23 protein-coding genes are annotated in these 24157 nt (G+C 36.9%); all 23 read left to right on the top strand.

Features of this window, described 5'->3' with window-relative positions; genetic code table 11:
• Positions 1-717 (top strand): glucose-1-phosphate thymidylyltransferase RfbA (gene rfbA, locus AC4QZR_RS14985; RefSeq protein ID WP_494481646.1); only part of this gene is annotated, 717 nt, incomplete at its 5' end.
• Between the two features lie 96 nt (positions 718-813).
• Entirely contained in the window at positions 814-2268 is a 1455-nt protein-coding gene (locus AC4QZR_RS14980) for a lipopolysaccharide biosynthesis protein (RefSeq protein WP_494481645.1), read from the top strand.
• A gap of 338 nt (positions 2269-2606) precedes the next feature.
• The gene (locus AC4QZR_RS14975) at positions 2607-4037 is read left to right on the top strand and encodes an NDP-hexose 2,3-dehydratase family protein (protein ID WP_494481644.1); all 1431 of its coding nucleotides are present in this window, start codon (positions 2607-2609) and stop codon (positions 4035-4037) included.
• 7 nt (positions 4038-4044) lie between these two features.
• On the top strand, positions 4045-5025 hold the full coding sequence (locus AC4QZR_RS14970) for a Gfo/Idh/MocA family protein (protein ID WP_494481643.1): 981 nt from the start codon (positions 4045-4047) through the stop codon (positions 5023-5025).
• The gene (locus AC4QZR_RS14965) at positions 5022-6116 is read left to right on the top strand and encodes a DegT/DnrJ/EryC1/StrS family aminotransferase (RefSeq protein WP_494481642.1); all 1095 of its coding nucleotides are present in this window, start codon (positions 5022-5024) and stop codon (positions 6114-6116) included. The genes AC4QZR_RS14970 and AC4QZR_RS14965 overlap by 4 nt, the downstream gene beginning before the upstream one ends.
• A gap of 5 nt (positions 6117-6121) precedes the next feature.
• The gene (locus tag AC4QZR_RS14960) at positions 6122-7405 is read left to right on the top strand and encodes an ATP-grasp domain-containing protein (protein ID WP_494481641.1); all 1284 of its coding nucleotides are present in this window, start codon (positions 6122-6124) and stop codon (positions 7403-7405) included.
• Between the two features lie 18 nt (positions 7406-7423).
• Positions 7424-8488, top strand: a complete 1065-nt coding sequence (locus AC4QZR_RS14955) for a polysaccharide pyruvyl transferase family protein (RefSeq protein ID WP_494481640.1) — start codon at positions 7424-7426, stop codon at positions 8486-8488.
• Positions 8485-9387: a glycosyltransferase gene (locus AC4QZR_RS14950; protein ID WP_494481639.1), complete on the top strand. Its 903-nt coding sequence runs from the start codon at positions 8485-8487 to the stop codon at positions 9385-9387. The genes AC4QZR_RS14955 and AC4QZR_RS14950 overlap by 4 nt, the downstream gene beginning before the upstream one ends.
• Before the next feature lie 29 nt (positions 9388-9416).
• Positions 9417-10319, top strand: coding sequence for a glycosyltransferase family 2 protein (locus AC4QZR_RS14945; RefSeq protein WP_494481638.1), 903 nt, complete (start codon positions 9417-9419; stop codon positions 10317-10319).
• A 97-nt stretch (positions 10320-10416) separates the two neighbouring features.
• Complete coding sequence (locus tag AC4QZR_RS14940) at positions 10417-11334, top strand: glycosyltransferase (RefSeq protein ID WP_494481637.1); 918 nt, start codon at positions 10417-10419, stop codon at positions 11332-11334.
• A 90-nt stretch (positions 11335-11424) separates the two neighbouring features.
• Positions 11425-12510 carry an NAD-dependent epimerase gene (locus AC4QZR_RS14935; protein WP_494481636.1) on the top strand — a complete coding sequence of 362 codons (1086 nt, stop codon included), beginning with the start codon at positions 11425-11427 and terminating at the stop codon, positions 12508-12510.
• A 22-nt stretch (positions 12511-12532) separates the two neighbouring features.
• On the top strand, positions 12533-13426 hold the full coding sequence (locus AC4QZR_RS14930) for a glycosyltransferase family 2 protein (protein WP_494481635.1): 894 nt from the start codon (positions 12533-12535) through the stop codon (positions 13424-13426).
• Entirely contained in the window at positions 13423-14280 is an 858-nt protein-coding gene (locus tag AC4QZR_RS14925; RefSeq protein ID WP_494481634.1) for a glycosyltransferase family 2 protein, read from the top strand. The genes AC4QZR_RS14930 and AC4QZR_RS14925 overlap by 4 nt, the downstream gene beginning before the upstream one ends.
• A 30-nt stretch (positions 14281-14310) precedes the next feature.
• Positions 14311-14847, top strand: a complete 537-nt coding sequence (locus tag AC4QZR_RS14920; RefSeq protein ID WP_494481633.1) for a serine O-acetyltransferase — start codon at positions 14311-14313, stop codon at positions 14845-14847.
• 76 nt (positions 14848-14923) lie between these two features.
• Positions 14924-15706 carry a 3'(2'),5'-bisphosphate nucleotidase CysQ gene (gene cysQ, locus AC4QZR_RS14915; protein ID WP_494481632.1) on the top strand — a complete coding sequence of 261 codons (783 nt, stop codon included), beginning with the start codon at positions 14924-14926 and terminating at the stop codon, positions 15704-15706.
• Complete coding sequence (locus AC4QZR_RS14910; RefSeq protein WP_494481631.1) at positions 15706-17478, top strand: SLC13 family permease; 1773 nt, start codon at positions 15706-15708, stop codon at positions 17476-17478. Before cysQ ends, AC4QZR_RS14910 begins: the two co-directional genes overlap by 1 nt.
• 3 nt (positions 17479-17481) lie before the next feature.
• A complete protein-coding gene (gene cysC, locus AC4QZR_RS14905) occupies positions 17482-18090 on the top strand; it encodes an adenylyl-sulfate kinase (protein ID WP_494481630.1) in 609 nt (202 codons plus the stop codon).
• A complete protein-coding gene (gene cysD, locus AC4QZR_RS14900; RefSeq protein ID WP_494481629.1) occupies positions 18083-18988 on the top strand; it encodes a sulfate adenylyltransferase subunit CysD in 906 nt (301 codons plus the stop codon). The genes cysC and cysD overlap by 8 nt, the downstream gene beginning before the upstream one ends.
• A 9-nt stretch (positions 18989-18997) precedes the next feature.
• Positions 18998-20239, top strand: a complete 1242-nt coding sequence (gene cysN, locus AC4QZR_RS14895) for a sulfate adenylyltransferase subunit CysN (protein WP_494481628.1) — start codon at positions 18998-19000, stop codon at positions 20237-20239.
• 20 nt (positions 20240-20259) lie between these two features.
• Positions 20260-21048 carry a polysaccharide deacetylase family protein gene (locus tag AC4QZR_RS14890; RefSeq protein ID WP_494481627.1) on the top strand — a complete coding sequence of 263 codons (789 nt, stop codon included), beginning with the start codon at positions 20260-20262 and terminating at the stop codon, positions 21046-21048.
• Complete coding sequence (locus AC4QZR_RS14885; protein ID WP_494481626.1) at positions 21041-21892, top strand: sulfotransferase family protein; 852 nt, start codon at positions 21041-21043, stop codon at positions 21890-21892. Before AC4QZR_RS14890 ends, AC4QZR_RS14885 begins: the two co-directional genes overlap by 8 nt.
• Entirely contained in the window at positions 21889-23046 is a 1158-nt protein-coding gene (locus AC4QZR_RS14880) for a glycosyltransferase family 4 protein (RefSeq protein WP_494481625.1), read from the top strand. Before AC4QZR_RS14885 ends, AC4QZR_RS14880 begins: the two co-directional genes overlap by 4 nt.
• Entirely contained in the window at positions 23043-24134 is a 1092-nt protein-coding gene (locus tag AC4QZR_RS14875) for a glycosyltransferase (RefSeq protein WP_494481624.1), read from the top strand. The genes AC4QZR_RS14880 and AC4QZR_RS14875 overlap by 4 nt, the downstream gene beginning before the upstream one ends.
• The last annotated feature ends 23 nt before the right edge of the window (positions 24135-24157 follow it).

The following is a 24157-nucleotide window of genomic DNA, read 5'->3' as shown; positions in this document are numbered from 1 at the left end:
ATCTCCACGCCCCACGACCTGCCCCTGTTTGAGCGCTTGCTCGGGGACGGAAGCCGGATCGGCTGCAAGTTCTCCTACAAGGTGCAGGAGGTACCTAACGGGCTGGCACAGGCCTTTGTGATCGGGGAGGAATTCATCGGGCAGGATAAGGTCGCATTGGTGCTGGGAGACAACATCTTCTACGGGGCCGGGATGGGGGCGGTGCTGCGCCAGAACGCCGACCCCGAGGGCGGCGTGGTCTATGCCTACCACGTCCAAGACCCGGAGCGCTACGGGGTGGTGGATTTCGACTCAGAGGGCCGGGCCGTCTCCATCGAGGAGAAGCCGCGGGAGCCTAAGTCAAACTACGCCGTGCCGGGCCTCTACTTCTACGACAACGAGGTGGTCAGCATCGCCAAAAACCTGGAGCCTAGCGCTAGGGGCGAGTACGAAATTACGGACGTTAACCGCGAGTACTTGAGACGCAGCAAGCTGAAGGTGAGCGTGCTGAATAGGGGCACGGCCTGGCTCGATACGGGCACAGTAGCATCGCTGATGCAGGCGGCCACGTTTGTACAGGTGATCGAGGAGCGGCAGGGGCTCAAGATCGGCTGCATCGAGGAGGTGGCCTGGCGCATGGGCTACATTAACGATGAAGAGCTCCGGGAGGCTGCCGAGCCGCTGCGCAAGAGCGGCTACGGGGAGTACCTGCTCAGAATCCTAAAAGAGGGTATTTGATTAAAAACAATTGATAAAATACATTACATATCTATAAGATAATTATTGAGAAAAATAATGAAAGTAGGATTAAAATAATAGTATCAACGGGGGTATATGCCAAAGAATCTTAAGAAAAAATCAATACATGGTTTATTTTGGGAATTGCTGGGAAACTTTTCACAGCAAGGAATTAGCTTTGTAATCTCAATAATCCTAGCTCGCCTTCTGTCACCTGAAGACTTTGGATTAATAGGCATGTCTATGGTTGTCATTGCTATCTTTCGTGTATTTACAGATTTTGGTTTTGCTTCTGCTCTTGTTCAAAACTCAAACAACACGTCCCTTACATATTCAACAACTTTTTATTTCAATGTAGTGATCGGATTGTGTCTGTTTATTAGCATGCAGGTTGCAGCACCGTTTATTGGGAAATTTTATGATTCTTCTGAAGTCGTAAATATATTTAGATTATTATCTGTAGGCTTTATTTTTGGCTCACTAAATATCGTGCAAGGCACAATATTGCAGAAAGCTATAAATTTTAAATTATTAACTGTTCGCTCAATAATTGCTCAGATTTTAGGTGGCATTATTGGCGTTTGGATGGCTTTTAATGGATATGGTGTTTATAGTCTAGTTGGCCAAACTATATCATCTGGGCTCATCACAACTATCTTCTTATGGAACGTAACAAAATGGTATCCTAAATTAGAGTTTTCTTGGGCTGAATTAAAGAAGCTCAGTAATTTTAGCATTTTTATGTTTTTCGATAGGCTAACCTCAACAATAAGCCAAAGGTTCGATGTTTTATTTATTGGAAAGGTTTTTAGTCCAGCAACTCTTGGTTATTACAGTAGAGCTGAAAGTCTGAATAGCTTAGTAGTTAAAAACTCTTCTAAGAGTTTTACCAAGGTTTTTTTTCCTGTCTTGAGTCAGTTAAAGGATAATCATTCAAAATTTATAGAAGTTTTTATTCAAGTATCATCCGTAATTTCTTTTTTAGCATTCTTATTAACTGGAATCTTGTATGTTTTAGGAGGGGACCTGATAATAATACTGTTTGGGCAAAAATGGGAGCCGTCAGTTTGGATATTTAAATTATTGATTTTGAAAGCATTTGCATATCCAGTGAACTCTATGGTTGTAAATGCTTTTTTCGGTAAAGGCTATGCTAAACAAAATTTCTATATTGGATTATTCAGAAAGTCCTTCAGGCTGTTGCCAATTGCCTTTGGTTTGTGGCTGGGAATGAAGGGTTTTATTTATGCTCTTGTTGCTGTAAGCTATATAATGACTGTTGTGAACGGGATATTTTTATCTTCTATAATCAAAGTGCCCTTCATGCCATATATGAAAGGATTATTCCATTGTGCGTTACCTTTAGTCTTACTGATTATTCTTAGTAAAGGTATTATGGACACCAACCTAATGATTCGTATGCTTATTGCATCAATTTTTGTACTAGTTTATTTAACTTATCTATTAATAATAAAGCATAAAGGAATTTATTTTTTAATAGAACAAATTAGTCAGTATCGAAATAAAAAAGTCTATCAAAATTCTCGCTGAGAACTATATTAGCCTAATTAGCACAAGATAATGATACCTGTAACTAAGCCCTTTCTACCTCCACAGCAGGAGTATGAGGCATATATTAAACAAATATGGAAGCGACAATGGCTGACAAGAAACGTGACGCTTGTTACCGATCTAGAGCTAAAGGAGTATCTAAATCTGTTTTAACTATTATAATTGAGTAGCTGAATTTGAAATTTAAAGGAAGTAGATAAATAATTTTTATAGATTCATAATTAAGATATTCTACAAACCTTGAATTTCCTACCAACCAATAACCCTAGATCAATGTTATCAACAGAAGATAAAAGCTATCTAAAGAAATTTTATTTATGAAGAAGCATAACTTAAATATAAAATTTATTAAAAGTGCTTTATCTGTACACAACCCATTTAACGATGTAACGCAGGTAAGGGAGTGGGTTAAAGAACAAAACTTCAAAGTAGCAGTCAATATTAAGCGAATCACATTCGACCAGTTGGAGCAGTGGCATTTCGCAGAGAATGGAATAAGCCTGCATCATGATAGCGGTAAATTCTTCTCTATTGATGGCATCAAAGTTAAAACAAACTGGGGGGGTGTAAAGGAATGGGAGCAACCGATCATCAATCAACCTGAAATAGGATATTTAGGTTTTGTCACAAAAGAATTTGATGGTGTCCTGCACTTTTTGCTACAGGCAAAAATAGAACCCGGTAATGTGAATAATGTGCAGTTATCACCTACGTTACAGGCAACAAAGAGCAACTATACCCAAGTGCACAAAGGTAAAGCACCTGCCTATTTAAACTTATTTGTGAATGCCAAACCAGAGCAAATACTTCTCGATCAGCTTCAGTCAGAGCAGGGGGCCAGGTTCCTGAAAAAAAGAAACAGAAACATCGTGATCAAGGTTGACCGGGATATCCCACTTTACGATAATTTTATTTGGCTCACACTTGCGCAAATAAAGCATTTAATGGTAGAGGATAACCTAGTGAACATGGATACCAGAACTGTAATTTCAGGAATTCCTTATGGTGATTTAGAGGAAGATATTGTTGACTTTTATAACGATACAAATTCCTCTATAAAAGAAAACCAAATCGCATCTAAGCTATTAAAGTCCACGCTAGTGCAGGATAAGGCACTACATACTTTCGACGATATCATTAGGTTTGTTACAAAGCAGAAAAGTTTTTTTGAACTGCATGTTGAAAAAGTTCCGTTATCATCGATGAGTGACTGGAAAATTGAGGCCGATAGCATCAGACATGTTAATGATAAGTACTTTAAAGTGATTGCTACAAAGGTGCAGATAGAAAACCGTGAGGTAGTAAGTTGGTGCCAACCCATGGTAGAACCAGCACAGGAAGGTATATGTGCATTCGTATGCAAGGAAATAGACGGTGTACTGCATTTTGCAGTGCAAACAAAGTTAGAGGCTGGAAATTTCGACATTATTGAATTTGCTCCAACCGTTCAGTGCTTAACAGGTAACTATAGGGTTTCGGGTATAGAAAGTCTTCCTTTTCTAGCCTATGTATTAGATGCAAAGCGTGAGCAAATTATTTTTGACACCATTCAATCTGAGGAGGGGGGGCGATTTTATAGAGAACAGAATAGAAATATGCTTGTATTAGCAGGCGATGATGTGGGACTGGAGCTACCAGAAAACTACATCTGGATGACGCTGAACCAACTGCAAACTTTCATTAAGTTTAATAATTACGTAAATATTCAGGCCCGAAGCCTGATCGCAGCTGTTTCTTTTATGAACTAAAAATTAAATGAAAGAAAATAAAGTAAAAATAGGCGTTCTCAGTACAGCTAATATTGCAGTCAGATCCATTATTCCCGCAATTGTAGATCTACCAGGTCAATTTGAACTGGTAGGTATCGCAAGCAGGTCCATTCAAAAATCTGAAGAAGTTGCTAAATTATTTAACACAAAAGCTTTCGGTGATTATAATACTATTCTAAAGCCTGAGTTAATTGATGCGGTTTATATCCCGCTACCTAATTCTATGCATTATGAGTGGGTTAAAAAAGCGTTGGACTTAAATATCCATGTACTGGTCGAAAAATCGCTGGGATGTAATCTGCAGGAAGTGCAGGATTTAAATGAGTTAGCGGAATCTAGAGGCTTAGCGTTGCTGGAAAATTTTCAGTTTCGCTTTCACAGCCAGTTAGAGTTTATCAAAGAACAGGTCGAATCAGGTAAAATCGGGGCTATGCGTTGCTTGAGAAGCTCTTTCGGTTTTCCTCAGTTTGCGGATAAAGATAATATCCGATATCAGGCCGATCTAGGGGGCGGAGCATTGTTAGATGCCGCGGCTTATCCGACAAAGATAGCCCAGCTTTTTTTAGGAGAAGATTTGGAGGCGGCTGCTGCAAACTTAAATCATGAAGCAGATTCGTCCGTTGATATATGGGGAGGAGCTTATCTGAAGCAGAAGAATGGAAATCAGTTTGCCGAAATAGCCTTTGGGTTTGACCATTTTTACCAGTGTAACATTGAGCTGTGGGGTAGCGAAGGCAAAATTTTTACCAATCGGATTTTTACTGCTCCTCCCGGATATAAACCAGAAGTGATCATAGAAACAAAGCAGGGCAAAGAAAAATTTGAGTTAGAGCCAGACCATCACTTTAAGAAGATGCTACTATATTTTGCACGCCTGATGGAAACTACAGAGGTAAGATCTTTTGAATATAAAGGTAACATTAATCAAGCAAGACTATTAGAACAAATTAAAACAAAGGCTAAATGAGCAATAACAAGATATTTGTGACGCAACCGTCACTGGCACCACTGGAAGAGTATGTAGAGATTCTAAAAGGAGTGTGGGAGAGGGGAATATTGACACATAACGGGCCTTTGGTTCAACAGCTAGAAGAGGATTTAGAGTCTAAGTTAGGCCTTGATTACTTTACTGTGGTATCTAATGGCACAATCGCTCTACAAATGGCAATTAAAGCTTTGGAACTGAAAGGAGAAATTATTACGACGCCATTTACATGGGTGGCGACAATAAGTGCTATAAAATGGGAAGAGTGCACCCCTATTTTTTGTGATATCGATCCGGATACGCTAAATATTGATCCGTCTAAAATTGAGGCTCTGATCACGGATAAGACAGTGGCAATTATGCCCGTGCATGTGTTTGGTACGCCCTGCGACGTAGAGGCGATAGCAGCCATAGCTCAAAGGAATGGTCTTAAAGTAATCTATGATGCAGCACATGCCATAGGCTCTACTTACAAAGGCAATAGCTTGTTAACATACGGTGATATATCGGCTACAAGCTTACATGCTACCAAGCTATTGAACACAGCCGAGGGTGGAGGTTGCATTACTGCCGATGCTGCGCTTGATGCAAGGCTTAAAAGAATCAGATTCTTTGGCCACGATGAAAACAAAGAGGTTGTGGAAGATGGTTTCAACGGCAAGTTAACAGAAGTACACGCTGCCCTTGGTCTTGCCAACCTAAAGTACTATGATGAAGTTCTAGAGGACCGAAAGGTAAAATACCAGTATTATAAAGAGCAACTACAGCAGGCTGAAGGAGTGCGATTTCAGGAGGTAAAAGTTGGAGAAACCAACTACTCCTACTTCCCTATTATTTTTGAGAGTGAGGAGCAACTGCTGCAAGTTGAGAAGGTGCTGAATTCGAATGACATTTTTCCCCGCAGGTACTTCTACCCCTCCGTTAACACTTATACCAAGGTGGTGGCATACCAGGCGTGTCCTGTGTCGGAGGATATATCAAAACGTATCCTGTGCCTTCCGCTGTATTTTGGTCTTACAATAGTGGAAATAGATTTAATCTGCAGACTCTTACTAAGAGCACAAAATAATTAATAAAAATGAATTCTAAATATAATATTCTTGTATTTCCTTGTGGGTCTGAAATTGGACTGGAATTGCACAGATCTCTAAAATTCTCAGCTCATATAGAGCTAATAGGTGGAAGCAGTGTAGATGATCATGGCAAATTTGTCTTCGAAAAATATGTTGGGGGCATTCCATTTTATGATGACCCCCAGTTTCTACCGTCTTTAAAATTAATAATAGAAGAGTATAGCGTAGACGCAATTTATCCAGCAATGGATACGATAATTGCAAAACTAGCCTCTGCAGAGGCAGAATTGGGGTGCAGAGTAATAGCATCACCCCTAGCAACTACAGAGATATGTCTCTCTAAGATTAAAACATATAATATACTTAAAAACACGATACTAACTCCCGAAATTTTTGATTCTATTGCTGATATAAAAAAATATCCAGTATTCATGAAGCCTGATACTGGCTATGGATCAAGAGGGGCAAAAAAAATAGATACGGAGGCTCAGGCCAAGGAACATTTAACTAGTTTCCCAACATCAATTATTTTGGAGAATTTACCCGGCGACGAGTATACAGTTGATTGCTTTACTAGTAAGGATAGAAAATTGTTGTTCGCAAAACCAAGAAAACGTAATCGAATTAGTAACGGGATTAGTGTAAACACTATTCCCGTAAATGAGGAAGAAGGTGAGTTTTTTGATATCGCTAGAAAAATCAATGATAAGCTTCATTTCAGAGGGGCTTGGTTTTACCAAGTAAAAAAAAGAGCTGATGGTGATCTAGTTTTGTTAGAGATCGCAAGTAGGCTAGGGGGATCATCTTCATTGTTTAGAAATCTAGGAGTGAATTTTGCCCTTTTAAGTGTATTTGACGCCTTTGGTTTATGTGTCAAGCTTTTTCATAATAGCTTTAACATAGAATTAGATAGAGCGCTAAATAACAAATTTAAAATAAGTATAGATTTCAATACAGCTTATATAGACTTTGATGATTGCCTTCTATTGGATGACAAGATAAATACTGAACTAGTTGCTTTATTATTCCAATTTATAAATGAGGGTAAAAAGATTATATTAATTACTAAACATGATAAAGTAGTTGAGGGGACATTAAAGAAATTTCGATTAGGAGACTTATTTGATGAAATTATTCACCTGAAGAAACATGACAAGAAGTATCAATTCATGCAAAAGGAAGGGTCGATCTTTATAGATGATTCTTTTATAGAGCGTTACGAGGTCTATGAGCATCTAGGTATACCTGTTTTTGCACCAGATAGTATAGAATGCTTGTTGAAGTACTAAATTAAATAAATTATATATATGAGAATCCTACATACATACTGTTTAAATTATAACATAGGTGATTATGCTTTAGGAATAGGAGTTAAAAATCTATTAAGGCAATTCATTGATGTAGATTTAATTGGAAATACGAATATACAAGGGAGAGAATTTACCAGTTACTATATTAGTGAAGTTGTAAATAAGCGCTACGATTTATTAGTAATTGGTGGCGGCGGAATAATTCATGGAGCCCATTGGCCAAATGGGTGGTTTTGGCTAATTGATAAAGATTTAATAAAAGAAATCAAGATTCCATTTATTGTATACGGCGTTGGTTTTAATTACTGGGAAGAAGAAGGTGGTATACCCGAAAGAGGAATTGAGCATTTAAGGGAGACTGTGAAGCACGCGGCTCATTTCTCCGTGCGAAATGATGGTAGTTTTATAAGGCTTCTTAACCAAACAGGGATTAACGCTCCCGTTGTGCCTGATCCAGGATTTCATATTAACTTGAACAAAAAATATAAAAGATTTGTAGAAGAACCTTATATTATAATTCAACTAGCCAATGATAAACCTGAGCATAGGTTTGGAAGCTTAGAAAAACAAAGAGAATTTATCTCTGATATGAGAGAGGTAGCAACTAGGATGGCAAAAAAATATAAAGTAATTTTTGCACCGCATGTAGCTGAGGATATAGTTATAAGTGAAGAAATATCAAATGGAGTTGAGAATTCCTTAGTTTGGAATTTTGGGTATTTTGCCTTTGATCATTCTGATGAGGCAATCGGATATTATAAATATGCAGAATTTGTCATTGCGATGAGAGGTCATGGGCAAATTGTGCCCATAGCGTTTGATACACCTGTTATTGCATTAGAAAATCATCCAAAACATCGAGGCCTGATGGAAAATTTAAATTTATTAGATTATAATGTAAAGGTTGCAGATAAAAATTTTAAATCCAATCTATTAAAGGCTATAGAGAATATTGAATCAAATAGGCAACATCTAGTTAAGATGTATAAAGAAATAAATTCAATTCTTATTAATGAATCTACTAATGCCTTCCAATCGATTATCAAAAGTATAAATAAGTGAAAAAGCCACTAGTTAGTATCTGCTGCATAACTTATAATCATGTCAAATATATTTCGCAGGCACTTGACGGATTTTTGGCGCAGAAGACTACCTTTCCAATAGAGGTTATTATCCACGATGATGCTTCGACTGATGGTACTCAAGAAATAATAAAAGAATATGAAAAGAATCATCCCCAAATATTCACAAGTATTTGCCAAACAGAGAATCAATTTTCTAAAGGTATAAGGCCATCCCCGACATATGTTTGGCCGAGAGCGCAGGGGAAATATATCGCGCTTTGCGAAGGTGATGATTATTGGGTTGATCCCCTTAAATTACAGAAACAAGTAGATTTTTTAGAAAAAAATAGTGATTATGTACTGTCATTTCATGACGCAATTATCATAAATGAAAATAACGAAAAGTTAAGTGAGTCCAAACTCACTAAAAAGTATCAATGCGATAGGACTCCACAAGATAATGCTCTAGGAAAAATAATTCCTACTTTAACAGTAGTTTTTAGAAGAGAACTCATTAAAGAGTTCCCTCCATCATTTCATAAAGTTAAAAATGGAGATACTTTCTTGTTTGCACTTATTGGGCAGCATGGTAAAGCTAAGTTTCACAATGATATAATCCCAGCAGCTTATAGAGCACATACTGGCGGAATATGGAGCAAAACGGATCAGATATCAAAAATTCATACAAATTTATATACCCTAAAGCAGTTAGTAAATGTAATTAAGCCTAAGTATAAGAAAAAATTAAAACAAAAAATTTTCTTCAAAACATTAGAACTTATTAAGCTGCAGACAAAACAGAGTGAGTCGCTGAGATTATATATATGTAATTTTAAATACTTTGTGATGAACAATGCAGTTGTATATAAACTCATCAGATTTCATTTAAAGAGATAATTAATTTCTTTGAGATAAACTTCATATTAATGAGCTGTGATAATAAAAAAATATCCATTGTAATACCGCATTATGAACGTGCTAATTTCTTGATTGAAACATTAAAAAGCATTCAGGATCAAACATATAAGGATTGGGAATGCATAATTGTGGACGATGGATCTGAGAAGAGTACTCTAAATATTATTCAGGAGTTCATTAAATCGGATAATAGAATAAGATTAACTGATCGACCATTAAATATGGTTAAAGGAGCTAATTCTTGTAGACGCTATGGTCTAAATTTAGCGACAGGTAAATACATAAAATGGTTTGATTCAGATGATATAATGAAGCCTAGGTTGCTTGAAGAGCAATTTAGTGTCATTGATAGAGGAGGCTTTAATGGCGTATTATGTAATTGTCATATTTATAACAAAGATTTTTCGGAGATAGTAAAAGAATCATGGAGACCATTAAACTTTTCAGAAGCTTTTCTTAAAGATTACCTTAATGATAATCTGGCATGGCAAACAGGTGCAGGATTGTGGGAAGTTTCTATTTTTGAAAGTTTTACCCCATTCCAGCACAACTTAAGTAATTCGCAAGAGTGGTTATTTCATTTTGTTCTGTTAACTAAAGGGTTAAATATTGGTGTTATAGATAAACCGCTTTTTAATTTTAGGAGCCATCCTAATTCAATATCAAGTAATAAGAAAGGCAAATATTTTTATCATAGACTAAAAGCAAGACTAATTGCCTTAAATATTTATCCAGAAATTAGTGGTCAAGAAAGGGAGGCATTGAAGAGAGAAATTATGGTTTCCTGGAGTAGAAATACAAAAATTTATAAGGCTATAAGCTTTTTAGATATAGGATTAGCTTTCACAGGCAATAGAATACGACGCCCATTTAGTAGCAAAGTAAAACTTTCCACATTAACCTTAATATAGGGGAATTAACTCTCCTATATGAATTATATTATCTTTGCTACAATATGTGTTAAGTGTAAATGTATTTATTTCTCGGTTTGTCTTAATAAAAATTGTAATGGAATTTAAGGTATCTGTAATTATACCTGTTTATAATGCTGAAAAATATATAAGAAAAGCAGTTGAATCAGCAGTTTTTCTTAACGAAGTTGGTGAAATTTTGCTAATTGAGGATAAATCACCTGATAATGCATTAGCAATTTGTAAAGGCTTAGAAAAAAAATATGCAAAGGTGAGGGTTTTTCAACATCCAAATGGGGAGAACAAAGGAGCTGGGGCAAGTAGGAACTTAGGTATTTTAAATTCAAAATATGATTTTATAGCTTTTTTAGATGCAGATGATTATTATTTAGATTGTAGATTTTCTAAAACTTTTAATGTTTTTAAAGAAAACGAACATTGTGATGGTGTTTATGAAGCTGTAGGGATTGAATTTTATGATGAAGTTGGTAAAGCTTCTTTCGTGCAAAGATTAAAGTCAGAAAATATTAATGAAAATTATCTTACAACTATCAGTCAGAATATTTCTCCAGCAGAACTCTTTTCATTTTTATTAACTAATCCGAAAGAGAGGTTCTCAACAATAGGTATATGTATTAGAAAAAGTGTATTCACAAAATCAGGTTTATTTAGAACAGACTTGAAGTTAGGAGAAGATACGGAAATGTGGTTGAGAATTTCATTTTGCTGCTTACTATATCCAGGCCAAACTTCTAGTGCTGTTTCTGTAAGAAGAGTTCATAAAGATAATAGAAGTAATATTAAAAATGCCTCAGACTTACATAAGTTTTATACGGCAATATTTGACTATTTCTTTAGTAAGCCTAGAATACGAAGGAAGTTAAAATACTTAATATTGAGACGCTACATCTTATCGAAATATAAATTATATGCTAGGAATAATGAAGCTTTTAAGTTGTATATGATGATTTTTTTATTGAAAAACCCTAAGATATTACTTCAATTAGTTAAATAATAGAAACTAATATTTCGATAAATGAAATTGTGTATAAAATTATATTACTAACTACTTTATTGATATAAATATTAGGATATATATTAATGATTGAATATTCAAATAAAAATATTACGTAGATTAAAAATGGGTATATTAGTTACTGGGGCGGCTGGTTTTATTGGTTTTCATCTAATTAATAAATTATTAGCTCAGGGTTTTGAGGTAGTCGGGATTGATAACTTGAATCAATACTATGATATTAATTTAAAGATTAACAGGCTAAAAGAAGCAGGAATTATATTAAATGATAATAATTGCACTTCGGTAAGCACAACTAGCCCTAATTATACTTTTGTAAAATTAAACTTAGAAGATCGTGATTCCTTATTAGACTTATTTCAAAGGAATTCATTCGTCTATGTAATTAATTTAGCTGCCCAAGCAGGAGTAAGATATTCATTAGAAAACCCCCATGTCTATGCAGAAAGTAATTTAGTTGGATTCCTAAATATTTTGGAAGGTTGTAGATTATATAAAGTTAAGCATTTGCTGTATGCTAGCTCATCCAGCGTGTATGGTCTTAATTCCTCTTTGCCTTTCTCTGAAAGTGATTCTACTGAGCACCCAGTTTCACTATATGCTGCTACGAAAAAAGCAAATGAAATGATGGCTCATTCCTATAGTCATCTATTTGGCATACCTACAACAGGTCTTCGTTTCTTTACAGTATATGGTCCTTGGGGTAGGCCTGATATGGCTATGTTTCTCTTCACAAAGGCCATTCTTAATAACGAGCCCATTAATGTATTTAACAAGGGTGAGATGCTAAGAGACTTCACTTATATTGATGACGTTGTGGAAAGTATTAGTAAACTAATAACCAATCCTGCATCTCCTGACAATACTTGGAAAAGTGATTTCCCTAAATCTGATACTTCAAGCGCCCCTTACCGCATATACAATATAGGAAATTCGGCACCGGTTAAATTGCTTGACTACATAGATGCTTTAGAAGAGGCTTTGGAAATGAAAGCAATTAGAAATCTGTTTCCAATGCAACCTGGAGATGTATTAGCAACACATGCTGATACAACAAAACTGATAGCAGCAATTGATTATAGACCGAAAACTAGTGTTAAAGAAGGTGTGAAAAAATTTGTTGATTGGTATTTAAAATACTATTCAACCACTTAATTACCAATTCCAACTGTATCTCATGGCATTAATATCAGTTATTACACCTACCTATAATCGTGCTCGCTTAATACCAGAATTAGTTGATAGCCTCAAAAGCCAAACTTTTAAGAATTGGGAACTTATCATTGTAGATGATGGCTCGACTGATGAAACTGAAGTTGTGGCAACGTCATTAACTGACAGCCAAATAAAATATATAAAGAAGAATAATACAGGCGCTGCACATAGCCGTAATGTTGGCGCTGAGAGTGCTGCAGGGGAATATTTAATTTTTTTAGATAGCGATGATTTAGTTTGCAAAGATTGGTTATTTGAAATTTCACAAATATTATATAGTAAAAAAAGTGATATAGTATGTGTAGGGGTTCAATTTGAAAATCTTGATGGAACAATAAAAGTGGATCTTCCGAACTCGCATAGTAAGCTATTTCCTGGTAATCACTTTCAGTTATATGCTGGTGCTTTTGCGATATCTAGAAAACTCTTTTTCAATCTTGGTGCATATGATACTAGTCTATCAGCCAGGCAGCATACAGACTTATGGATTAGAATCTTTAATAATGCAACCAATAGAACTCCTCCTATAGAATGTATTTACAAACCTTTGGTTCGGATTATTGAACATAGTGGTGAAAGAATCAGGAAAAATCCTAAAGCTGTATATACAGCAGCTATTGAATTAATTAATAAGCATAAATCTCTCTTTAATAGTAGCCAACAAGTTCTTTTTAATTATTATGTGCTTATTGGAACAAATGCATTAGGGGCTGGTGAAAAATCAGTAGGTAGATATTACCTATTTAAAGCTTTCAGATTGAATCCATTTCATCTAAAAAATAATATACGAGTTATACTTTCAATATTTTCGTTAATTGGTATAAACTCATGGGAGAGCAAATTTAAAAGAAAATGAATTTAGGAGTAATCGTAGTAACTTTCAATAGGAAGAAAGAACTATTTAAAACTATTGAGTATATTAATAACTTATCCGAACAAGTTGAGATTATTATAATAGATAATAATAGCTCTGATGGTACAGAATCAGTTATTAAATCTTTAGATGCATCAAATATACATTACCTCAAGAATCAAGAAAATCTTGGTTCTGCAGGAGGGTTTGCTCGGGGTATGGATTATGCAAAAGATAAATTTGAATGGATGTGGCTTTTTAATGATGATTCACGACCTCATTTTGATTCACTAACTTCATTAATTCAAGCTATCAAATATCTTAAAGATCCTCGATTAGGATTGATCAAGATCGGCATGCTTAAAAACGGAAAAGCAGAGTCTTCTTACTGGAGAGGGCGCAGAATTACTAAGTACATATCTGCTTGTGATAAGCCATTGCAAACAGACTTAATAACATTTGATGGTTGCTTGATTAAGTCTGAAGTTGTCAAGAATATAGGAACATGTGATCCAAGATTTTTTATGGGGATATATGAGTTCGATTTCTGTCTAAGAGCTAAAGAGCGAGGATATAATATTTATACACTACCAAATGGAAAAATTGAAGATGAGAAAAAAGGTTCTGCAAATGGAACTCCATATTGGCGCATGTACTATGTAACAAGAAACCACCTTTTCTTAGCCATTAAAAGAAAGTCATTAACAACTTTTATGGCCTTCTTCTTACTAGAATTGAAGAAGATATTTAGTATTCTGTTTTTACAAAAAAATAAACAGCAAAAATTAAAATTTAAAGCATTGGCAATTTTTCATGCATTAACTGGGAGAATGGGAAGACGTGTAGTACCAAATTAAATTTCTTTAGTATTAACTGATTAATCAATAATGTATCAAATTGACGCAGCGCGTTATAAAGTCACAACTAATTCCGCAATCAAACTTTTTGTAAAATTTTTTAATACACCAGGCTATAGGTTCATGGTATTATTTAGGACCTGCCAACGTTATAAATTATCTAATCCATTAGGTTTCTTTGCAAGAATATGGTATAAGAGGATGCAAGTCAAGTTTGGATACCAGATACCTCATTCTTGCAGAATAGGCAAAGGTTTATATTTAGGACATTATGGGAATATAGTTGTAAATCAAAATACCGTTATTGGTGAAAATTGTAATATAGCGCAGGGTGTTACTATAGGGCACGTTAGCAGAGGTAGGAAAATCGGAAGTCCAATCATTGGTGATAGGGTTTGGATAGGGGCGAATGCAGTAGTAGTAGGTAATATTAATGTTGGTAATGATGTGCTTATAGCTCCTCTATCTTTTGTCAATTTTGATATTCCTGATAATGCAGTAGTAGTTGGTAATCCTGCTCAAATAGTAAGTTGGTCTAGTAGTGAAGGCTATATTAAGAATGTTTAAAAATAATCTATAGAGCGTTAAATTAATCATTTTATAGATTGAATACACTTGAAAAAGTGTCCTTGCTTAAGAAATAATGTATATAGATTTAGCTCTTGCTGCAGCTATCAGTGCAGGTAAAAAAATAACAAAAATTTATGAAGGCAAGCATGAAGTAACTTATAAACTTGATAATTCACCACTAACGGATGCAGATAAGAAGGGGCATTTTATCATCAAAGAATATTTAAAAAAAACCCCTTATCCTATTTTAAGTGAAGAAGGAACTAGTATTTCACATGCTGAAAGAGCTTCTTGGCCGACATACTGGTTGATTGATCCATTGGATGGCACAAAAGAATTCATTAAAAGGAATGGGGAGTTTACTGTTAATGTTGCGCTAATAAAAGATGGTACTCCAGTATTAGGAGTTGTCTATGCACCGGTAAAACAGTGGCTTTACATAGGTGTGGAAGGAGAAGGAGCGTGGAAAGTGGAAATAGATAATCACCAATTGCCTTCTGATTGGAAGGCTACTAATAACCAACTACCATTCCAGCAAATTAAGAAAGAATTGTACACTGTTGTTGGGAGCAGATCCCATGCTTCAAAAGAAACAGAGGGATATATTTCCAGTTTGGAGAAGGAGCATGGAAAGCTAGACTTTATCTTGATGGGCAGTTCTTTAAAAATTTGCCTCGTAGCGGAAGGCAAAGCGGATTTGTATCCACGGCTTGCCCCAACCATGGAGTGGGATACGGCTGCTGGTGATGCTATTGCCCGAGCTGCAGGTTGTAAAGTGGTACAATTTGAGACTGGTGAACCATTGCAGTACAATAAAGAAAATTTGCTTAACCCTTGGTTCATTGTACAGCGCTAATGGCTGATATCCCTATAGAGAAGTGGATAACTGCGCTCGTACTATTATGGTGCGTGGTAGGTTTATTACTTGACAAAGTACGCCCTGCCATTGTCTTTCTAGGCGGCGTCATCATACTTATTATAGCCAACGTCGTAGAGCCTGCTGATTTTCTACAAAGTTTGAGCAATGAATCTATTGTAACAATCTTTTTGCTAATTTTTGTAACGGCAGGAATAAGGGGGCACTTCAACTTAGTAGGTTTTCTAAATAACCTTTTCCGATCTGCCAAAACTCCTAGGGGTTTTATGATACGGATGACAGCGGGTGTATCTCTTATGTCTTCAGTCGTTAATAATACACCTATCGTTGCTTTGATGATCCCATATGTATACCAGTGGTCAAAGCGACACAAAGTAGCCCCATCTAAGTTATTAATACCATTGTCGTTTGCAACTATTGTGGGAGGTATGATGACAGTAGTAGGAACATCCACTAACCTCGTGTTAAACGGATTTATACTTTCGAAAGAGCCGCAAGGGTTAGAGTTTCTGGACTTCCTGATACCTGGCGTGCTGGTAACAATAGTAGGTTTGGTATTCTTGGCAACTGTTGGTTATTACTTGCTTCCTTCCCGTATTAATCCTTTAGATGAATTCAAGACGAATGCCAGGGAGTATTTGGTAGAAACTTATATAGCACCCGGCTCAATACTGGCTGGAAAGAGTATTACTGCTGCAAATCTGCGCAATCTGGAGGGTATCTATTTATTCGAAATTGTACGTGATGGAAAGGTGATCAATGCGGTTGACCCGGAGGAAGTACTTCAGACAAATGATCATCTTTACTTTGCAGGTGATACTGAAAAAGTAATTGAATTACTCCAGCATGATAATGGATTACAAATTCCCCGTTCCAATGAGATTGGCATAAACGGGCATGTCAACTTAGTTGAAACTGTTATTCCAAGAAATAGCGAGCTCACTGGCCGTACATTGAAGGAAACTGAGTTTAGAGACAAATATGATGCAGCAGTTGTAGCTATTCACCGGAATGGGGAACACCTAAGAGGAAAAATAGGCTCTATAGTTTTGGAGCCTGGTGACTTACTGATATTGTCAGCTGGACAAAAATTCCTCAACCGCAATAAAAACGACCGGGATCTATATACTGTATCTGTTCTGTCGAGACGTAGTGGTACACCAAAGTGGAAGAAAGCAGCATTTGTATTAGGAATAATTACATCAATCGGGCTAATGGCGATTGGTTTATTCAAGCTTTTCCTCAGTCTTTTCCTGATAACAGTTTTAATGATCGGGTTGGGGCTTTTAAGAACAGATGAAATAAAAAAATTACTTGATCTTGATCTTTTAATTATTTTGGGCAGCGCCCTTACACTAAGTAAAGCTTTGATTAATACAGGAGTTGCCCAAGATGCAGCTTCGGCAATTATTGAGGTATTTCAGGTTTGGGGTACATATGGTGTTTTGATTGGGCTATTCCTGATCACTGTTTTATTGACATCCTTTGTTACGAATGTTGCCGCTGTATCCATTGCATTTCCTATTGCATATTCTCTCAGCCATGGAATGGGCTTGGACCCAACTGGCTTCTACGTTGCGATTGCATTTGGCGCCTCCGCATCTTTTTTAACTCCTGTAGGTTATCAAACGAACTTAATGATCTATGGGCCAGGGTCTTACAAATTGAAAGACTTTTTGAAAATAGGTATACCTTTTACAGTGGTTTATTCTGTTACAACTCTCAGTTACATCATCCTTAAATACTTTTAAACTATGGCAGAAAAACTTCATGTAATTCCGCATGACCACCATATTGATAAACAGCAGCGAGAAAATTTGAATAATCATAAATCGTTGGCGATTTGGTTCACAGGTTTGTCAGGTAGTGGAAAATCTACCTTGGCTAATAGGTTGGAACAGTACCTTTTTAGTAAAAGCTACAGAACTTACATACTTGACGGTGATAACATAAGAACAGGTCTGAACAGTGACTTGAGTTTTTCTGATGAATCTCGCAAAGAAAATATACGAAGGATCGGTGAAGTGGCAAAACTAATGTCTGATGCTGGACTGATCGTACTTTCAGCTTTTGTGTCGCCCTTTAAACAAGATCGTGACCATGTGAAGACTATAGTTGGCGAAAATGAATTTGTCGAGGTTTTTGTGGACTGCCCATTGGAAATTTGTGAGCAAAGGGATGTAAAGGGTTTATATAAGAAGGCCCGTAAAGGAGAAATTAGTAACTTTACCGGAATAAGCTCACCATTTGAGGTGCCAGAGCAACCGGATGTACACATATATTCTGATAGGGAAACACTTGAAGAATCTTTACATAAGCTAATTACCTATATTGAACCAAAATTGAAATTTAATAATGAGTAATTATTTTTTAAGCCATCTGAAAGAATTAGAGGCTGAAGCTATTTATGTTATTAGAGAAGTTGTTGCCCAATTTGAGCGGCCTGCAATTTTATTTTCCGGAGGGAAAGACTCTATTGTGGTTACTCATTTGGCTAGAAAAGCTTTTTTCCCTGCCAAAATTCCTATGCCGCTCATTCACATCGATACTGGCCACAATTTTCCAGAAACGATTGCTTTTAGAGACAATCTTGTAAAAGAATTGGGTGTGCAGCTGATCGTTGGCTCCGTACAGGATTCTATCGACAAAGGGCGCGCAAAAGAAGAATCAGGACGCAACGCTAGCCGGAATGCGTTGCAGACTGTCACGTTGCTTGACGCTATTGAAAGTAATAAAATTGATGCTGCACTAGGTGGGGCTCGTCGCGATGAAGAAAAAGCCAGAGCGAAAGAGCGATTTTTTTCTCACCGCGATGATTTTGGGCAGTGGGATCCGAAAAACCAGCGACCTGAGCTGTGGAATCTTTTCAATGGCAAAAAAAATCAGGGGGAGCATTTCAGGGTTTTCCCTATCAGCAACTGGACAGAAATGGATATCTGGCAGTATATTTTAACTGAGAACATTGCTATACCTTCACTTTACTTTGCCCATGACAGGGACGTGGTTTTTCGCGATGATACCTGGTTACCTGTTTCTGAGTTTATTACTGTGCGTGATGAAGAAACTGTTATTAGAAAACAGATCAGATTCAGAACACTGGGAGATATCACGATCACAGGTGGAATCGAGTCTGATGCCGATACGTTAGACAAAATTGTAATGGAAGTAGCTGCTTCAAGGCATACTGAGCGAGGCAATAGAGCGGACGACAAACGTTCAGAGACTTCTATGGAAGACAGAAAGAAGCAGGGTTATTTTTAAAAGATAGAAATGGAACTATTAAGATTTACAACGGCTGGCAGTGTGGATGATGGTAAGAGCACACTGATTGGCCGCTTACTATACGATTCAAAGTCAATATTTGAGGACCAGATTGAGGCAGTAAGAAAGTCAAGTGAGAAAAAAGGTCTAGAGCATGTAGACCTATCTCTGCTAACAGATGGCCTCAAGGATGAAAGAGAGCAGGGGATCACTATTGATGTGGCATACCGCTATTTTGCTACTCCTAAGCGTAAGTTTATCATTGCAGATACACCAGGACATATTCAATATACCCGGAATATGGTGACTGGTGCTTCAACAGCTAACTTGGCTCTAATTTTGGTCGATGCCCGAAAAGGGGTAGTAGAACAAACTTCTCGTCATTCTTTTATAGCTTCTCTGCTCCAGATCCCTCATGTTATTGTATGCGTAAATAAAATGGATCTGGTAGATTATTCGGAAGAGCAGTTCGATAAGATCGTTAATCAATACAAGGAGTTTGCGGCAAAGCTAAGTGTCAAGGACATCCGCTTCGTTCCAATCAGTGCCTTGCATGGCGATAATGTAGTGAACCGCTCAGGAAATACGCCATGGTATCAAGGTGAAACACTATTGCATACACTTGAAACAATTCATATTGGAAACGATACCAACCTTATTGATTGTCGATTTCCTGTTCAGACTGTGATCAGGCCTCACAATAATGAGTTCCACGATTATCGTGGCTACGCTGGTCGCATAGCTGGAGGTGTTTTCAAAGTTGGGGATAAGGTATTGGTGCTTCCTTCTGGATTCAGCAGTACCATTAAGAGCATTGATACGTTTGATGGTCCTGTGCAGGAAGCATATCCTCCAATGTCAGTTACGATTGTTTTGGAAGATGATATTGACATTAGCAGAGGGGATATGATTGTCAGAGAAAATAATCAACCAAAAGTTAGTCAGGATATTGATGTAATGTTGTGCTGGTTAAATAACAGAGGGCCTGTGCCTAATGGTAAATATATCCTGCGCCATACAACAAATGAAGTGCGCACTATGATTAAAGAGGTATTATATAAAGTTGACATCAATACGCTTCATAGAATAGAAGATGATAAGGATATACGGATGAATGAAATAAGCCGGGTAAGACTACGTACGACCAAACCTTTGTTAGCGGATTCCTATTCTCGTAACAGGCAGACAGGTAGTTTGATACTAGTTGATGAAGCTACGAATGAGACAGTAGCGGCAGGTATGATTTTATAATGTAATAAGCGAATACAATCTTGGTTCAGCTAATGCATGACGCTTTCGCAAATAGGAAAATTGTAGTTTATCACAAGGTAAATGCGATAAATCAGATTAAGTATCATCACCCTATTTTAAAAAAGCATAATGTACTGATAACCGTTGACGACGGAGACGTTTCTTTCTATGACCATCTTTTTCCCATAATTAAGGAACATAACTTAGAAGCTATCCTCTTTGTCATCACCGAGTTGATTGATACAGAAAAACCTTTCTGGTGGGATGAATTGGTTTACCTGCTGGGTAAAGTTGCGGGTGAGAAGAAAGTATGGGAGGTGAAATCATGGCCAAATCAAAAGAGAGTAACCTACATAAACAAACTAAGAGGAGAGTCTGATAAGCCATTGTTGAAACAAACTCAATTGACAACTGAGCAGTTAAAAGAGATGGAGGCAGCCGGAGTGATTATTGCAAATCACTCCCATACACACCCAATGTTTGATCAATGTACAGAAGCTGAACTTCGTGATGAGTTTAGGCAGTCCAAAAGCTTTTTTAATAAAGCTGAGCTTAGGGGATATAGTATTTTTGCCTATCCTAATGGTAACGTAAATCCCTTGGCAGAAAAAGTGGCCAAAGAAGAAGGGATAAGTAATACTTTTCTTTTCGATCATAAGCTACCTGCGAAAGTATACGATCCTTACCGAATTTCCAGGTTAAGCATTACTGATCAGACAACATCGAATAAGTTACGCTTTATTTTAAGTGGATGGCATTCTAAAATTCTACCACTAAGAAGAAGTATCTATAGAATAATTAATGGCTGAGAAAACAATAAAGCACCGCCTTGTTGCCCGTTATAGGGGGAGCAAGGCGCTTTCTTTCTTATTAGACAAAATGGGAAAGAAGATAGAAGGGAAGAAGTGGGTGTTCATTATTGGATGCTATAATTCAGGCACTACATTACTTGAAGAAGTACTATCGACTCATCCGGAGATGTCATCTTTGAATGACGAAGGAGTTATGCTGACAGATAAACTATCTAGGCCAGAAGACTTCCTATGGCGCAGGATGTGGAAAGAATGTGAGCAGGAACTACAGGTCAATGAAAAAGAATCCGCGGCAGTAGCTAAAAGGCATTGGTCGCATTTTTATGATCTTTCTAAACCTGTTCTTCTGGAAAAATCAATTGTCAATACAATCCGGATTGATTACCTCAACAAGAATTTTAAGGAGGCTTACTTCATACATCTAGTTAGAAACGGATATGCCGTTGCAGAAGGTATACATCGTAAAGCAATAGTAATGGAAGGTAATCCTTTACATGCAGCGAATGTAAAGTATTCGTTAGAGCTCTGTGCTGAACAATGGGCTAGAAGTCTTGAGGTAGTGGAGCAAACCAAATCTAAAGCTGATAATTTTATAGAAGTCACTTACGAGGATTTTACATCAAATCCTGATAAGGTTCTGCGTGATATCACTGATTTTATTCATGTTGCCCCCTTTCATGATACCTTCAAAGATAATGTCTTCAAGATTCACAATGTTGAAAGCAGTATCAAGAATATGAACTGTAGTAGCTTGAAAAAGCTCTCGAAGGAAGAGGTGATGACCATTAATAAGGTGGCTTATAAGTACTTGGATAAATACGATTACCTGATTAAATTATGAGAATACTTTTTGTCCAAGATAGTTTAGGTACGGGTGGAGCTGAGCGGTCGAACGCCTATCTTTGGTATTACCTCAGAGAGCAGGGTGTTGATTTTTCTATTGTGGTTCTGGAACATAGAAAAGAAGGAATTGAAAAGGAAATTCTGGATGAAGGCTTTGCGGTCACTTTTTTAAAGAAAAGGAGTATTTATCAGAATAGCCTGGAAATCGCCACGATTATTAAAAACTATAAGCCAACTATTGTTCATTCTGTTTTATTAAAATCAAACCTGAGAGTAAGGTTAGCAAAAGCTATTACCTCTTTTTATCATATTGAGAGCCTTGTAAACTGTACTTATGATCCTGTCAGGTTGAAGGATCCTAAAACAAGTAAGGCGGCTTTCTTTGTGTATAAGTATTTAGATCACTTATCAGCAAAAAGAGGAGTCGACCATTCCATTGCTATCACTGAAGAAGTGGCAAAACACTACAGAAATCATCTCAATATCCCCGCTAAACGATTAAGCGTAATTTATAGAGGCCGCAATGAAAATGCACATCTTGAAGCTAGGAATAATAGTAGGGATACCCTGCGTCACGAGTTAGGACTGGACTCTAGTAGAGTGATTTATACTCATGTAGGGAGACAGGAATTTCAAAAAGGCCATATTCATTTACTTAATGCAATACTGAATATTCATTCAAAGGATACATTGGTTTGGGATAAGATTGCAATTGTGTTCTGCGGCAGAAAGGGAAATGCATCACCAGAAATAGAAGCATTTCTTAAAAATCACCCAGTGATTCATTCAAAAATCTTTTGGTTGGGCCACAGGCATGATGTACCCGCACTATTGGTGGCTTCAGATGTATTTGTATTCCCTTCTTTATATGAGGGTCTAGGAGGTTCTTTGATTGAAGCTCAGGCCGCCGCTCTTCCTGTTATTTGCTCCGATCTGCCTGTTTTTCATGAAGTAGTAATTCAGAATGAGAATGCCTTAATGTTTCCTGTTGGAGATGATGATAAGTTGTCTGATCATATGATTAAGTTAGCCAAAGACCCGAATTTGCGAAAACAGATGGGGTGTAGTAGCTTGTCGAATTTTAATACCAAGTTTCAACTTGATAAGATTAATGAAGATACGCTTAAATTTTACAGGCAATTGAGCGTATGAAAATTCTACAACTTATTCAGAAACCACAACCACGTGGAGCGGAGACGTTTGCTGCGCAGTTGTCAGATAATCTTTACAAACTCGGTCATGTTTCTGAGTTATTGGCGGTATTTGATAGTACTGATGCTTACAAGTATAGCAAGCCTTATCAATTACTAGGGGCAAATCCTGGTGCCCGACTTTGGGACAGTAAAGGTTGGAAAAACCTAGCAAATCAGATCAATGAAAAACAGCCTGATATTGTGCAGGCTAACGCAGGAGATACATTAAAGTACGCTGTATTCTCAAAGTTAATGTTTAGATGGAAGCAGCCAATCGTATTTCGTAATGCAAGCACGCTCAGTTCTTATATTAAAAATCCTGTTCAGAAGTTATATAATGGGTTTCTCTATAAGCAAACAGATGGCATTGCTTCAGTAAGTGAGCATTCAAAGAAAGATCTAATAAACCTATACCCAAGCTTAGCTCGAAAGACCGTTACATTACCTATAGGCTTGGAAGAAAAGAAAATAGTGAATAATCCCTTCCAGGATAAAAATGGACAAATAAACCTGGTACATGTAGGAGGCTTTACGTTTGAAAAGAATCATCTAGGGCTTCTGCGTATATTAAAGTCTATCATTAATCAATACCCTAATGCTCACTTATGGCTGGTAGGAGATGGCCCATTAAGAAAATCAGTTGAGGAAAAGATAAAAGAGCTGGGGCTACAAGGATCAGTACATTTTACGGGGTTTGTGAATAACCCCTTGGATTACATTGCCAATGGACAGGTGTTATTATTACCTAGTATTGTTGAGGGGCTACCAGGAGTAATATTAGAAGCAATGCTATATGAAACAACAGTTGTTGCTTATAATGTTGGAGGTATAAGTGAAATCATTAAGCATAAACGAACTGGATGGTTGATCGAATCAGGTAATGAAGAAGCATTTGCGCATGCTGTTCATGAAGTACTCAACTTACAAGAGTCAGAGAAACAGCAAATTACTTTCGAAGCCCTTAATCTAGTTGCAGAAAAGTATATGAATTTACGCATTGCGGAAAACTTCGCTGAACTTTACAAACAAGTGTTAAGCAATAGTTAAATATAAAAGCATTGTCAAGAGTT

It is taken from the genome of Pontibacter sp. YIM B11418 (genome assembly GCF_059278805.1).
The sequence above is the reverse complement of the archived record's forward strand: the minus strand, read 5'-3'. Positions and strand labels throughout refer to the sequence as shown.